This is a genomic window from Cryobacterium sp. MDB2-A-1 (assembly GCF_004402675.1).
Taxonomy (GTDB): Bacteria; Actinomycetota; Actinomycetes; order Actinomycetales; family Microbacteriaceae; genus Cryobacterium; species Cryobacterium glucosi.
On record NZ_SOFK01000055.1, the window covers coordinates 1 to 14,670 of the forward strand.

The following is a 14,670-nucleotide window of genomic DNA, read 5'->3' on the forward strand; positions in this document are numbered from 1 at the left end:
ACAGATCACGACGGGGTGGACGGCGGGGCATTCCGTCGATCACACCTTTGCGAGCGTCTGGGACCAGGGTGTGATGCTCGCCGGGCGCCGGTCCTGGTGACGGATCGCCGCCGACCTCACCGATCAGAGCACCCGCCCCGTCGTGCCCACCGGGCGTGGGTCTCGAACACCCCGCCAGAAGCCGGTGCTGGTAGCGACCGGGCCTGGGCAGGTGTGGTCCTGGGACATCTAATGCCGACGTCGGTATTAGATGTCCGCCACCCAGAGACAGTCCGGTGCTGGCGCGGTGAAGTGCCGCTTCACGAGGTCCTCGGGGCGTTCCGCGAGGGGGCCGGGAATCGTGGTCCGGGGGCTCTTCGAGCGTCGCACCCCGCGTAGGCCCTCGCGGCGCATCAGGCGTTCGACGGTGCAGCGGGCCACCGGGTGCCCGTCGCGGCGGAGTTGCACGCGTGCACCTTCCGAGCCCCGTAAACACCGAAGTTGTCCTTGTGCACGGCATGGATCCGGGCCGCGGTCACCGCGTCGGACACGGACCGTTTCGAGGGCGGCCGGAACTTCGCCGCGTAGTAGCTTGACGGGGCGACCTGCAACTCCCGGCAGATCGGCTCGACCCCGAACTCGCTCTTCTTCTCGTCGATGAACATGACTACCTGATCGAGGGGCGGTCGAGCTCCGCCGCGAAGAAAGCCGACGCACTCCGCAAGATCGCGTTCGCCCGCCGCAACTCTCGGTTCTCTCGCTCGAGCTCCAGCAGCCGGGCCGCCGTGTCCGTCATCACGCCCGGCCGGGTGCCCGTGTCGATCTCGGCCTGCGCCACCCATTTCCGCAGCGTGTCCGCCGACAAGCCCAGCTGCTGACCGACCCGGGCGCACGCGCCCCGTCGTCCGCCGGCCTCGCTCTGAGATGCGAGCACCAGACGCACAGCCCGCTCCTTAAACTCCTCCGGGTACTTCTTATTCACCATGATTCTCAACCTTTCAGGGGATCAAGAACTTCCATTAAACCTGGATCCACCGATCGGTTTGGGGCTTGGGTCGGATTCTGATTTGACCCGGGTCAGGGTTGTCGGGCGCGGTTGAGTGCGGGGCCTCGCTGCCCGTGGTGTTCCACTCGTGGTCCTGATCGCTTGGGTCGGGGGTTTTGTCGTCAGCTGGGAGCGGGTCGGGGTCGCTCGGTGCTGTGGCGGAACAGGGCGGTCCACGCGGTTTCCCATGGCCAGTGCTCCGGCAGGTGAAGCATGATGCGTCTGGCGGATGATGCGATCCTGGCTGGGACGGTGACGAGTTTTCGGCGGATGGTGGCCGTGGTCGCTTTGGCCAGCCCTGCGCCGGCGATGGTCGCCGCGGCGCGGGTGAGGTTGAAGGCCATCACGGCCAGGCGGCGTTCGCGGTGAACACGCCAGAGGGCAGGTGTGCGAGGGCGCTGTTCTTCAGGTCCGCGTTGACGAGCTCGATCACCGCGTGAGCGCGATGGGTTTTGTCCGCGGCGACCGTGGGTAGGTCGCTGGTGGTGAAGAACGTGTGGAAGCGGTGCGTATCAAAGAGGGTGGGGTGCTCGAGGTCTTTCTTGTTCAGTTCCGGGATTCGCCGCACGACGAGGCGGCCAGTGATGTGCTCGCTCTTCTTCCGGGACGTGAACGCGGTGAACGGTATCTCGGCGACTTCGGCCGCGCTGATCCAGGCTTTCGTGGCCTCGTCGTAGATAGCGTCGGTGTATTCGATGGCCTCCCAAGCGGTATCGGGAATGGACGTGATCGCGCGTTTCACGGCCGGATCCATCCGGGCCGTGACTGACACGGCCGCGCCCGCAGTGATCGCCGCGCTCATCGTGGCGTAACCGTAGAACGCGGAATCGGCCCGGAGCAACACTCGGGCGGAGGCCAGGCCATTGAGACGTTTGATGGTCGCGAGGGCGTCGCGAACCATCCGAGCCGCTCCGCGCGGCGACCCGCACGCGCCCCGCCGTAACCGCTGCCCGACAATGATCGGCGCGGACGCATCCGTCTTCACCGTCGCGAGGAAAGCATTGATCCCGCGAACCCCGGAGTATCCGTAACCGGAGCCTTGTTTTTGATGACCGTGTACTTCGATGATGGTGTCATCAATATCGAGGAACACGTAGCCGGCGGCGTCGGCCTCCTTCACAAGGAGCGGGGCTTGGATGGCGAGGCCCTGGAGGAACCGGGACGCGACCGCATCAAACTGACGCACATGGCCGAAAGAGAACGATCGAAGGAACGACCCCAGGGTCGAGGGTGCGTAACAGGAGCCAAAGACCTTCCGCATGCCGCCGTGACGCAGCACCGCCATGTCATCGATGGAATCAGCGCCGGCGACCATGCCGCCCACGAGGGAGGCGACCTTCAACCCGGCGTTGGCGCCCTTGTCCATCGGAACGCTCAACCACTGGTCGGCCAGACGGTGCAGGCCCGCTTCCTCGGCGAGTGCCAGGACCGGGACCAGACCCGCAGCCGACACGAGATTCGGGTCATCAAATGACGCGGAGACAGCCCGCACGCTGTGGGAAACTTGCATCTACGAGATGCCTTTCTTCTCGGGACGATTTGCACTGTCGTAAGTACAATTTTCCCTGACAAGCCAGGCATTCTCGGTTTAACGCGCCGTTAGATCCCCACCCCGATCGGTGGATCGAGGCTAAACCCGGGGCGCGACATTGCAGGGGTGCCTGGGGAACACCGGCTTGCTCTCCGAACAGCACAAATACTGCGGCGCCCGCCGCTACGAGGGCCTGAGTCCTCAGCCCAGCCGTTCGTGAGCGAAATTGACGTTCGAGACCGATCATCAGGCCACACCCGGTGGCTAGAAGCAGGCGAAGCGCGAATTCAAAATCCGTTGGGTTCACAGCCACTCACTCTTCTTTGTATGTTTTTTAGAATGTGACGGTGGGCAGTGTTTGTCTGATGGGGTGGTCTTGGGGGGCTTCGGATTCGATGTAATTGCAGATCGCGACTATTGCTTTGTCTTGTTGTGTGAGGTGGCGCTGAAGTCTGCGGCATTCATGGACGACTGCTTCTGCGTCAAGGTAAGTCTGCTCGGCGCGTTGGGTACCGGCCCGGCCGAGTACATCTTGCCCGACCATGATGACGAACATGAACACCAGTTGGAGGAGGCTGGAAATAAAGAGGAGAAACGCGAATGGGTAGGGGTCGAAGGTGATGATTCCGGTCAAGGCCAATCCGATCCACCCAAACTGGAAAAACACAGCAAAATAGAAAGCCCACATTGTGCTGACGGCCCTTGTACTTGCGGCAGCGATACGACCATTGAGTCCCACATATTGCTCCCCGACCGTAGTCGGTTTTATCGTCTCCCGTTCCTTCACCCGCGGGTGCGCACTCGATTTGACCAGCTCGACGCCCTTGTTGAGGATGCGGTCTTGTTTCACCAGGTGGGAATGCAGTGTGAGGACCTCGCTGAGAATCGTTTCAGCGTCTCTGAAGGTGCGTTCGGAACGATGATCAGAACTGCGGCCGAGTACACCCTGGCCTACGAGGATCACGAACACGAGTACCAGCTGCACCAAGTTGCCCAGGAACAGTAGGAAAGGGAACGGGTAAGGGTCAGTCTTATGTAACGGTCCGACGCTGGCCAGGACAATCCAGACGAAGACGAAAACGATAGTGATGTAAACGGACCACATGGATCCGACCTTGCTGGTGAGAAAAAGTCCAAGTCGAGCATTTAGGCCAAGATGTGCATCCTCACTGGCCGCAGCAGCGTCAGTGGGCGCCGTTCTCTTGGAAGGTCTCAATTCGCGGGTGTGGTCCATGATGAATATTGGCTTCGTTGGGCACCACTTGTGGTGCGGTTGAGCCCCACTGTTGAGATGCCTGATTTGTATCGTTCAGCCCCACTGCCGGCGTGGTTGAGCACCACCTGAAAAGCTCCTCCCAGCATGTGATCGCCACATGGTGGCAGGAGTCCCGGCAATGGTACGGAAGATCAAAGCGAAGCAGATCCTGCAGCTGCGAAATCAGGGTCTGTCGCGACGGGCGATCCACTCCGCCCAGGGGATGTCGAAGGCAGCACCTTCCAAACCTGGGACCGAGGTCGGATCGAGGAATGGGCGGCGCGGATCGGGAGAGCAACCGTCACGGTGACGGCCAAAATCTTCGAGACCCCCTTCAGCGACGAGGCCGGCTTCGACGCGGCGCTGGCCGTCCTCCGGCGGTCGAGCCGGTTTATCCATGGCCAATTGGAACTGGGCGTAGGCGGCCACCAGGTTTGCCCGCTGGTGGACACGAGACCTGCCCGGTCATGGCACATGCGCGAGCATACATCCCTCGCCGCCGCGTAATCGATGACGGAGAGCGCCCGTGGTGCTGAGCCACACCACCACTGGTGCTCTTGCGCGCTATCGATGGGGCTCAAGCGCACGATCGAGTGGGGCTCAGGCCCTCGAATACTCACCATGACGCTCATGATAAGCGACGTGTAGATCCTCACAGACCTGGGTTCCCAGTGTTGGGGCGGCAGCTTGACTGGCGCTTGGGCTGGTCGCTCCCCACGGCCTAATTCCGCTGTCCGAAATCTCCACGGCAGCTCACTCTCGGTCACCATTACGAATTCGGTGAGAAAAGAACCGGAGAGAAGAAAACACTTCACAGCCGGTGTCGCCGAATCGCCTCTACGTAGCGCGGAACTGAGATCGTGTCAGCGGAGATCCGAGCCCATTTCCTCCGCCGCTATCTCAGTGAAATCGTAACGCTGCTCTGGATTCGACGATCCTTCACTGGGAGGAGCCGCTGTTCGAAAAGACGGCACGATCTCACACGGCGCCAGGGGTGAGGGAGGCGTGGGTTTGGGGTTCGCGGCGTTGCCAGTCCTGGGGCAGGGCGGCTTCGAGGGCGTCGTCGACGGTGATGATGCCGAGGATGTGGCCGCTTTCGTCGAGGACCGGGAGGGTGAGGAGGTTGAAGTCAGCCATGCGGGTGGTGACGTCGATGATGTCATCTTGTGGTGCGGCGTGAACGGGATCAGGGTCAGCGACTTCGCGGAGGGGACGGTGCGGGTCTGTTTGGAGGGCGCGGATGATACTGATCGCACCACGGAGTGTTCCGTCGTCGGCGGTGCTGTAAATGGTGGTGAGGGCTTCCGGTTGTTGAGTTGTCGAGGTGCGAATGAGATCAAGGGCGTCTTGGATGGTCGCGTGCTCCGCCAGAGCGAGGTATTCCACACCCATGAGGCCCCCTGCCGTTGCAGTGTGGTAGCCCAGCAGGGCCAGAACTTTGGTGTGTTGGGGTTCAGGGAGCAGAGCGAGGACTTCCCGGCGTCGTGCCTGGGGGAGGTCAGTGATGGCGTCGGCCGCGTCATCTGCCCGCATCCGGGTCAGAACAGAAGCGACGTCAGCAGTACTTCGGGATTTGAGGAGATGGGTGAGGCTGTCTTCGTCGAGTTCTTCAAAGACGTCTGCTTCGAATTCCGGGTCGTTGTGGACTTGAGTGAGGAGTTCGCTTTGCTCTTTAGCGTCTGCCGTTTCGATGAGGTCTGCAATTTGGGCTGCTTTGAGACGGCGTAATTTCCCAAACGGGGCGCGAACGAGGACCGAGGGTTCGTGGCCGATGAGGGCTTCAAAGGATTTCCAGTCCCGTGCCGGGTCGGTGGAGATGGTCTTCCGGGTGGACCACCAGTGGGTTTGGTGCACGTTCAATCCTGTGACAGCCCACGTGGCGGTGTCGGAGCTGAGGTAAATGTCGTGAGCACGGACGAGGGATGCCATGTGCACGTCGATGAGGCGGTGGCCCAGGACGTCAGCGTTGAGTAGGACCTCGCCCGGGCGGCGCTGGAATGCCCGCACGTTCAAGCGGGCTGTGGTGAGCTCGACTCGATTGGGTTCCAGGGCTGCGACGTCGGCGATCGGGACGTAGATGGTTTCGGAACCCACTTTGACCACGAGCGCGGTCACGAGGGGGTAGTCATCTCCCCTGAGGCGCACAATGACGTCAGCGAGTTTGCCAAGTTGTTTTCCTTGGCTGTCGACCACGGCATGGCGCAGGAGTTGGGAAAGACGCAGAGCAGATTTAGTTGTTGTTGGAACGGGAGAGTTAGACACAGTGGCTTCTTTCACGAACAAGGCTAGGTAGAGGTGGCGCGTTGTCGGGGCGGTATTGAGAATATGGTGCTCGCGGCTAGTGGCCCAGTGCGAGCTGGACGACGCGGACCACGACGAGGACCATAGCGAGGATCAGGTAGGCGCGCAGCACGCCCAATCCGATGGTCCGACCGGTGGAGAGCTCCGGGCGGGCGAGGAGGGTGAGGGGTGGCATCCGCCAACGGAGACGTTGACTGTGTTCCATCGGGAGCACCGCATCACCGGCCGGGCGTCGCCGGCGAAGGACCAGGGCAGTCGCTCCGACAAGAATTCCCAAGACACTGCCCCCGCCGAGGATGGACAAGATTGTCTCTCCCGTGATGTCTGGGAAGAGAACGCTGGCTGTGAGGATGATGGAAAGCATGACCAGCACGGCGACGACAACAGACGTGAACAGGTTCAACCATTTGCCGTTGACCCAGGGGCCCAGCACGTCTTTGTCGTTGCAGAGCAACAAGAGGAAGACCGTGGCTGAAGGTAGCAGCACCCCGGCGAGAGTCTGTACTCCCACGGTCAAGAGTCCCAGCGGCGCACCGGGAATCAGAACAATCGTGGCTGCCAGGCCGAGGAGTGCGGCGAATACGGCGTAGAAGCCTTTCGCTTCCCACGGTTTGCGGTGCAGGGAGTGCTTCAACCCCAACACGTCGCCCAACGCGTATGAAGTCGACAAACCTACTGCGGCCGCACCAATAATGGACGCGTCGATCAACGCGATCGCGAACATCACTCCCACGCCAGGTCCGACAAACTTGCCGAGGCCTTCTGCGACCCCGAGTGCGTCAGTGAAGTTGCCGAATTCGGGCCGGCCGGTGAAGGTGGCGGACGTGAAGCCGATGATGGCGGCCGCACCGACGATGACCATCAAGATCCCGATCCACAAGTCGACCTTTTCGTAATTCATGAACCGGGGCGTGATGCGCTTGTCAATTACATAGGACTGTTGGAAGAACAACTGCCACGGGGCGACGGTCGTGCCGACGATCCCGATGATGAGCAGCATCACCGTGGAAAGTTGGGACCCGGGTGGCATCCCGGGGAGCACAAAATTGGTCGCCATCTCGCCCAGATTCGGGCCCGACAGAAAGAAAATGGGGACCAACAAGAGGGACCCGGCAACAAGAACCATGCTGACGCGTTCGAACCGTTTAAAAGACCCGGTGCTGACGGCGCCGAGCACGAGCACGGCTGCAACAATTACGCCGGGAATTTGCGGGATGCCCAGATACTGCAAGCCCAAACTGATACCGATGAATTCGGTCACGATGGTGAGCGCGTTCAGGATGAACAGGTCAATGACGCTGAAGGCTCCCCAGAACTTTCCAAAACGTTCCAAGATGAGCCGGGCATGGCCCACCCCCGTGACCACCCCCAACCGCAACACCATTTCCTGGTTCACGTAGAGGACGGGTACCAGCAGCAGCAACGTCCACAGCAATGTGGTCCCATAATTTTGGCCAGCTTGCGTGTAGGTCCCAAACGCGCCAGCGTCGTTGTCGCCGACCATCACAATCAGTCCAGGACCCAGAATGGCCAAAAGGGTACGCAGTTTTGCCCGCACGCCCCGCCGCGGCGCATCATCGCCGAGTCGAATCGTGCCCATGGCCCCTTCGATATCGCCCACGTGCGCGGAATCCAGGACCGCTGACACGGGCCCGGTCGGAGGAACGAGGTTTGACGTTGTATCCATGGTGAACTTTCTGCAGGAAATGAAAAGACAGGATCCGGGAGCCGATCAAACGCGGCCCGACGAGGGCCGGCGATGTCGGGAGCACCGTGGAAACCACAGGGCCGGGCGAGAAAATATGACCTGGCCGGGCTGCGATCACCGGGGCACGCCACCAGACAGGCGTGTGCAGGCAGACTGCTACCTGGTGTGCGTGGTCGGCAGGAGGTAGGGTCTATGGCTCTCGCTCATTGACGTGCTCCCTCCGCTTTGCTCAGCGCACACGAAGAGTCCGACCAGACCGGCCGAGGTAACCTCTCCTCGTAAGACCTTTGGCACTTTGCGGCGTTAACCCGGAAACCGGGAGCCAATCGGGGCAATCCCTTGTTCCGGGAAAACCTGTCCTGACCCGGGGCGTCTCTGGACGTTGGGGGTCGCTGGCTTATATCCACAAAGGAGCCTCAGCTAACGAACGGCGCCCTGCAAAGATGACTGTACGCGGAGACCCCAACAGAAGCAATCGCGGCTGTCAATGTTCCACAAGCGTTCACCTTGCCGCGACGCTAAACGGCCAGCCGTATGGCGTCGCGGCAACATGGATAGCTTTACCTTGCTAGCGCGCGGCGTCCTAAAGTGCTCAACTCGACTAGATCCCCCCGGTCCAACCCTTCATTGGACCCGGAAAGACCAGAACGCCAAGGGCGAGGACCTAAGTCGAGACCAAGTCTTGAGGAAGCAGAGGACAGGGATGCACTCGTTCGGATCCCTCATCCTGCTGCCACTGACCGCGAACCAGGTCGCAGCCGGTTCCCGGTCTGATCCCGGGCGTGACCTTCCTCTCCGCACGATGACGGACCCGACGTTCACCGCCCAGGCGCGTCTGGCCGCTCACCGACTAAATCTCTTCCGGATCGCACCAGACATGGTCCTCACGCCCTGCGAACCGCGCTGTATCCCGCTCACTCAAGCGGTACTGACGGAACTGCGTCACCTACCGCGCGTTGTCCGCTCCGACCGTCGACTGGACGTTGAAGAGCCCTGGGATCGTCCCCAAAGCGCACGGCGCCAAGACCCCTCACTCCGGCCCGGCTGGTTGTCGCGAACCGAGTCGTCCCCCGAAGCTGGCAACACCGGTGACGCAACTTCGACCTCGTTCAGCCCGCCGAGCAGGCTCGAACTATCAGCAGACATTGACACCAAGAACGTCGTATCCACTTCGATGCGGTCGTTCGTCACAGATTTGCTCATGCCGCTGCTCTCCGACCGGCAAACCATACTTCTCATTGCAGATCCGCACGTTATTACTCAACTACGGATCATTCTCAACAACAGCCATGCTCGGCAGACCCGTGACGCTGAACTCCCGACCGGGCAACTCCTCCGATACGACTTCGACCGCAACCTGCACCCCCTCAACCCCTTGGGAAGCTCCCTCTAACCTGCGATCTCCAGTTCTCCACGCTGGTTGCCGCCGCTCCAGCACGACGCTGCCCAGCGTGCCCGCGATGCTAACACCGAGCAAACTGGCAGCTGAGGTACTGTCGACCGGTTCCCGCGCCGATATCCAAGTGGTGCTTTCCCACGAGTGGTGATGAATGCGCAGAAGTCGCTGGTCTGGGTTGCATTCGAGGACCCGAGGACCCGAGGACCCGAGGGACAAAAGCGTCGAGTTGCGGATATCGACGCCGGGACAAGGCCAACAGGGATGCGGGAGGTATCCGTGTTCCGGGGACTTTCTGCCCACGAAGCAATCCCTCTCCCCTGCTCCCGCCGGAAAATAGGCTTTCGCGTCAGACAGGTACCGTATCCGCGTGTCTCAAAGCGCTACTTCCGTTATGACCCAGCGTGGATTTCCGGGAGGGGTCGAGCGCCCTAGTTTCCTTTGCTGCAGGTTTGTTGAGCTGCTGTTTGTCCCGTCACGGTCGTCGGGAGGACGGCGCCCCCGGGGCCGGGCGTGGCCGCCTGTACAGGGGTGGGTGTGGTGGCCGGTCCAGTCTTGCCCGGCACAGGAGTCGAGAGGGAAGTTGGCGTGGGATTCGGGGCCGCGGGCGCAGATTTGTCGAGAACGGCTGCCCGACCGGGGGCACCGCTGAGCTGAATGGGCTGGTCAGCGACGAGAGCTGCGTTCACGACAGCAGCACCCTCCTTCTGCGGGATGACGCGGTTCACGTCCTGCGGGTCGGCCACAGCGGGGTACTGAAGGAAGACCATGTTCGCCAAGCCGGTGTCTTTGAGCGCGAGCGCAATTTGAACCTGAGTCGTGGGATTGGTCAAGGTGTCAGAGAGGACCATGTTGTCTGTCGCCGCCTTGGCCAGGGAGTACAGCATGACAGGGTTACCGAGGACGCCGCCCGTTTCGACTTTCCGGGCCAACGCGGCCATGAACACTTGCTGGTTGCTGATGCGGCCCAGGTCGCTGCCGTCACCGACACCGTGTCTGCTCCGCAGGAACGACAAGGCCATGTCACCGACGATGCTCTGCTGTCCGGCCGCCAAATGCAAGGGCGGATTCGTGTAGAGGTCGTCGATCGGGGAGGCCACACACACGGTGACGCCGCCGATGGCGTTGGACATCACCGTGACCCCGTCGAAACTGATCTGGGCGGCGAAAGGAATCTGAACGCCGGTCAGTTTTTCGATCGTGAGCACCACGCAGGAAAGCCCTCCGCGGGCGAGCGTCGCGTTCAACATCACCCGACTGGACGCCGACGCCGTCGACCCATCAGATTGCGGACACGCAGGAACAGGGATCATGAGATCCCTAGGGAAACTGATCACACTCACGTTCTGATGGTTTTTCGAAATGTGTAATAACAGGGTGACATCGTTATTGCCCGCACCGGAACTTCCCGCCAAACCTGCGCCCGTCGCAAAAGCCCCACCCTGCCCGGACCGGGTATCCGTTCCCGTCAGGAGTAGATCGACCCCGCCGGAAATGGCTGCGACGTCTACCGCAAGCGCAGCAGTGCTCCCGGGTGTGTCCGCGAGGTGGGCGAGATGCACGCCCGGTTTCACGCTGCGGGCAACATCCCACGTGGCAACAGCTGCAATAGTCCCCCCACTGACCAGGAGAACGCTCACAGAGAACACGAGCGCGACCCTCACGGTTTGCCACGGGCTACGCCGCTGCAACCGTCCGTGGCGAATAGGGGCACCCAAGGAATGCGCTCGCGTCCGAAGCGGTAGCGGCGGCTTTTCCGTCACGTTGACCCCGGCTTTCTCCTGCAGATCGGCGGCTACCCCGTCAAAAACAACACGCTTGCTCCGCACCTTATACAACGCGAGTAGGCAACTGCTGGGAACCCACCGAGCGGTTCGTGGCTCTGTCAGCAGCCGGAGCGCGGGGAATCGAGAGTGCAGCTGGGACCAGGCTGCGTTCGGGCTCGGTGCGGGAGTGTCCTTCGGGCCTTTCCCGGGTCGAGGGCCTTATATAGGGACGTGCTTCATTGTTACCTACGCGACTGCCTGCTGTCCTATCGGAAGCACCGTCATGTCCACTGACCGTCCCGCTGACCGCCCCCGTCGTAGGCGCCGTCGGCAGGTGATAACACGTTGGTTCGTGATTGTTGTGGTCGTCGCCCTGCTCGCGGGAAGCAGTTATGCGATCTATAACTATCAACGATTCGCTGCTGGGATCACGCATATTGATGCGATCTCCTCGGCGAATGCTCCGAGCCGGGACCTGGATGGCCAAGATCAGAACATCCTCCTCGTGGGTGATGATCACCGCCCCGCCAACGCCACCGCAGCCCAACTTGCCCAGCTGGGCACTGAGCAAGACGGGGGCGGGACGAGCACGGACACGATGATAGTCCTCCACCTCCCCGCTAACGGCGACTCACCGACACTGATCTCCTTCCCCCGCGACTCCTGGGTCGATATCCCCGGTTTCGGCAAGAACAAGCTCAATGCTGCGTTCGCCTTCGGCAGCGAGAACGATGCGGGCGACGTGGGCGGCGCGCAGCTACTCACGAGCGTGATTCAAAACATGACAGGGCTAACCATCGACCATTTCGTTCGGGTCTCCATGATGGGTTTCTATAACATCGCTCAGGCCCTCGGGCCCATCCAGGTCTGCCTGAACGCCGCAGTGAACGACCCATATTCCACCATCAACTTGCCCGCTGGCATTTCCACCTTGAATGCCCAGCAAGCGCTCGCATTCGTCCGTCAACGGCACGGCCTGCCCCAAGGCGATCTGGACCGTGAGGTGCGCCAGAGGTATTTCCTTTCCATGGAGGCACGCCAACTGCTCTCAGCCGGTACGCTACTTGACCCCGTCAAACTCCCCCAAGTCCTTGATGCGGTCAGTGCGTCACTGCAAACAGATCCCGGCCTGAATCTGCTCGATTTGGCCACCCGATTCGGCGGCCTGAACCCGAGCAACATCACCTCCACCACCATCCCAGTCTCCGGAACACCGACAATCACCGTTAACGGCGCGGACGTGTCCGTAGTGCAAGTAGACCAGGCCGCAATGCCGGCCTTCATTTCCGGCATCATCGGGACGGCCACCGCCTATACGACAGCAACCGCGTCACCGGTATCCGACGTTACGGTCACTGTTCTCAATGGCGGCTCAACAAACGGCGCGGCCGCCACAAACACTGCCACCCTCAAATCCCTCGGATTCGCAACCGGCGTGCCAAGTTCAACGTCCGCACGCCCAAACACCACCATCGAATACCCGCCAGGGAAAGAGGGCGACGCCAAGGCACTCGCCGCATTCATTCCCGGTGCCGACCCGGTCAGCACCGGCACTGGCACCGATATCACTCTCGTCCTCGGAACCGACGGCAAGCAGGTCACCGTGCCAACCGCAGCTCCAGCAGCTCCAGCAGCGCCTCCAGCCCCAGCCGCGTCACCCAGCGCAGGGGAACAACACTTCGCGGGCAACGCATGCATTGACTAACCCCTGTCCACCCCCGACCTCGCGAACTGCTGTGAGGAGGCCCACCGAACTTCTACACTCCACAAGACCTAATACGCTGAGGGAAACCCGATGTCAACAATGTGGACGGCCGTGACTCTCCAGACGAACGATGCTTGGGGCCAAACTTTTGTGGTCATGGTCAAACGTGACCAACACGGCCACGTTCCAACTGTCCTCGTCAACCCAATCGACACCGCCGGCCGCAGACTGCCAGGTATTTGGCTGAGCGAGGCTTCTCACCACACTGTCTACCGGCGCCTGTCAGAGAACCCCTCGCTCTAGGAGTGCGGTTCACTTTTTCGTTCAGTGCTCCCCTGCCGCTATCCCCCTCATGGTCGACGCCGCCACCACGCCTGCCGTGACCGTGACCGGGTCTCCTTCATGGCCGCATTTGGCAAGGCGGCGCCCAACCGAATCGTGAGGGAAATCTGCTGTACGGACGACCGCCGCGGGGTGTCAGTGAGTGAAGCCGGGTTGCTGCCCTTCGACCGGCATCGGCCCCTCGAGCCTGTCGAGGTACGCCGTCTCCTGCTCGATGACTGTGAGCAGGCGCGCGGCCAGGTCCATGCTGAGCCCGTTGCGCACAACGATCCGTTGCACCGTCATCTCCGACAGGTCGTCGGGCATCTGGTACGCGGGGACGAGCCAACCATGGGAACGCAGCCGGTCCGACAGGTGGAACAGGTTCCAATTCCGGGTGTGGCCGGGCGTGAGCCGCCACGCGAACACCGGGATATCTGAACCGTCATTCCACAGGGTGAAGGCGCCGATCTTCCCGATGCCGCGCGCAAGGAATCGTGCAACGTCCTGGGACACCTGCTGCACGGCACGGTATCCCTCGAACCCGAGCCGGAGGAAGAGGTAGTACTGCAGGAGGACCTGCGCGCCAGGTCGGGAGAAGTTGAGGGCGAACGTGGGCATGCTTCCGCCGAGGTAACTGACATGGAAGATCAGCTCCTCCGGCAGCAGGTCCTTCGAACGCCAGACGATCCAGCCCAGGCCCGGGTACACGAGACCGTACTTGTGCGCGGACGTGTTGATCGAGTGCACCCGTTCCAACCGGAAGTCCCACTCCAGCTCCGGCTGCAGGAAGGGCGCGATCATGCCCCCGGATGCCGCGTCGACATGGATAGGAATGTCCAGGCCGGTACGTTCCTGGATCTCATCGAGGGCCGCGGCGATGGCCGCGACCGGCTCGTAGGCGCCGGTGTACGTCACCCCCATGATCGCGACGACGCCGATCGTGTTCTCATCGACATAGCTCGCGAGATTGTGGCCGTCGAGGCTCGGATGCTCCTCGCTGAGGGGCACGAAGCGCGCCTCGACGTCCCAGTAGTTGCAGAACTTCTCCCAACACACCTGCACCGCGGAACTCATCACGAGGTTCGGCTGCCCGTTCGGCTTCCCGGCCGCCCGCCTGGCCTGCTGCCAACGTCGCTTCAGGGCCAGTCCACCGAGCATGCACGCCTCCGAGGACCCGACCGTCGACGTGCCGATCGTGTCCAGCGGCTCGGGCGCGTGCCAGAGGCCCGCGATCATCCGCCAGCAGTACTCCTCGATCGCGGCGGTCTGGGGGTATTCGTCCTTGTCGACGATGTTCTTGTCGAAGGCCTCCGTGTAGAGCCGGCGGGCGTGATCGTCCATCCAGGTGCCGACAAAGGTCGCGAGGTTCAGCCGGGCATTGCCGTCGAGCATGATCTCGTCGTGGATGATCTGGTACGCCGTCTCCGCCTCCATCGGCTCCGTGCCGAGCACATAACGTGGGGCAACAGCGTCCTCACCCGGGCGCGCGAAAAGCGGGTTGATCTCTAAGAACTCCGGATTGAACTCTGGGTTGGCCTGCATGGGGTCCATGCTGCCGTATCGGGCCGGGAATCGACCACAAACCGCCGGTGCCGGCAGCCCGGTCGGGGTGGCGTATGCAGTCGAGCTGCTCTACGGCGCCGACGGGGTGGTGTTGGAG

General features: G+C 61.9%; 10 protein-coding genes, 1 pseudogene, 1 riboswitch and 1 other annotated feature. Of the genes and pseudogenes, 1 reads left to right on the forward strand and 10 read right to left on the reverse strand.

From position 1 onward, the window contains the following. Window positions 1-246: 246 nt before the first annotated feature. The 9 genes and pseudogenes from E3O39_RS19950 to E3O39_RS18485 all read right to left on the reverse strand — a co-directional run bounded on the left by E3O39_RS19950 (window position 247) and on the right by E3O39_RS18485 (window position 11,044). Window positions 247-447, reverse strand: coding sequence for an IS3 family transposase (locus E3O39_RS19950; RefSeq protein ID WP_206750899.1), 201 nt, complete (start codon window positions 445-447; stop codon window positions 247-249). Beyond that, complete coding sequence (locus E3O39_RS19120; protein ID WP_166787407.1) at window positions 393-644, reverse strand: hypothetical protein; 252 nt, start codon at window positions 642-644, stop codon at window positions 393-395. The genes E3O39_RS19950 and E3O39_RS19120 overlap by 55 nt, the downstream gene beginning before the upstream one ends. Further along, window positions 576-689, reverse strand: a sequence feature (AL1L pseudoknot). Its footprint overlaps the gene before it by 69 nt. Further along, the gene (locus tag E3O39_RS18455) at window positions 647-964 is read right to left on the reverse strand and encodes a transposase (RefSeq protein WP_134449727.1); all 318 of its coding nucleotides are present in this window, start codon (window positions 962-964) and stop codon (window positions 647-649) included. (Overlaps the previous feature by 43 nt.) Window positions 965-1,146: 182 nt before the next feature. After that, a pseudogene (locus E3O39_RS18460) lies at window positions 1,147-2,534 on the reverse strand (IS1380 family transposase). Beyond that, window positions 2,491-2,802 (reverse strand): MgtC/SapB family protein, encoded by a 312-nt coding sequence (locus tag E3O39_RS18465; protein ID WP_241985139.1) that lies wholly within the window; start codon window positions 2,800-2,802, stop codon window positions 2,491-2,493. The pseudogene E3O39_RS18460 and the gene E3O39_RS18465 overlap by 44 nt, the downstream one beginning before the upstream one ends. Window positions 2,803-2,889: 87 nt before the next feature. Continuing rightward, the gene (locus tag E3O39_RS18470) at window positions 2,890-3,789 is read right to left on the reverse strand and encodes a DUF1003 domain-containing protein (protein WP_134449728.1); all 900 of its coding nucleotides are present in this window, start codon (window positions 3,787-3,789) and stop codon (window positions 2,890-2,892) included. A 999-nt stretch (window positions 3,790-4,788) separates the two neighbouring features. Next, on the reverse strand, window positions 4,789-6,087 hold the full coding sequence (locus E3O39_RS18475; RefSeq protein WP_241985136.1) for a magnesium transporter MgtE N-terminal domain-containing protein: 1,299 nt from the start codon (window positions 6,085-6,087) through the stop codon (window positions 4,789-4,791). Between the two features lie 61 nt (window positions 6,088-6,148). Next, the gene (locus E3O39_RS18480) at window positions 6,149-7,732 is read right to left on the reverse strand and encodes an Nramp family divalent metal transporter (protein ID WP_241985137.1); all 1,584 of its coding nucleotides are present in this window, start codon (window positions 7,730-7,732) and stop codon (window positions 6,149-6,151) included. Window positions 7,733-8,084: 352 nt separating this feature from the next. Beyond that, window positions 8,085-8,254, reverse strand: a riboswitch (M-box (ykoK) riboswitch). Between the two features lie 1,392 nt (window positions 8,255-9,646). Continuing rightward, on the reverse strand, window positions 9,647-11,044 hold the full coding sequence (locus tag E3O39_RS18485; RefSeq protein WP_347233236.1) for an LCP family protein: 1,398 nt from the start codon (window positions 11,042-11,044) through the stop codon (window positions 9,647-9,649). A gap of 289 nt (window positions 11,045-11,333) precedes the next feature. Between E3O39_RS18485 and E3O39_RS18490 the strand changes: the two genes are divergently transcribed. Next, a complete protein-coding gene (locus E3O39_RS18490) occupies window positions 11,334-12,686 on the forward strand; it encodes an LCP family protein (RefSeq protein WP_241985138.1) in 1,353 nt (450 codons plus the stop codon). 477 nt (window positions 12,687-13,163) lie between these two features. Here E3O39_RS18490 and E3O39_RS18495 read toward each other — a convergent pair whose 3' ends face one another. Then, a complete protein-coding gene (locus tag E3O39_RS18495; protein WP_134449731.1) occupies window positions 13,164-14,552 on the reverse strand; it encodes a glutamate decarboxylase in 1,389 nt (462 codons plus the stop codon). Between the last annotated feature and the right edge of the window lie 118 nt (window positions 14,553-14,670).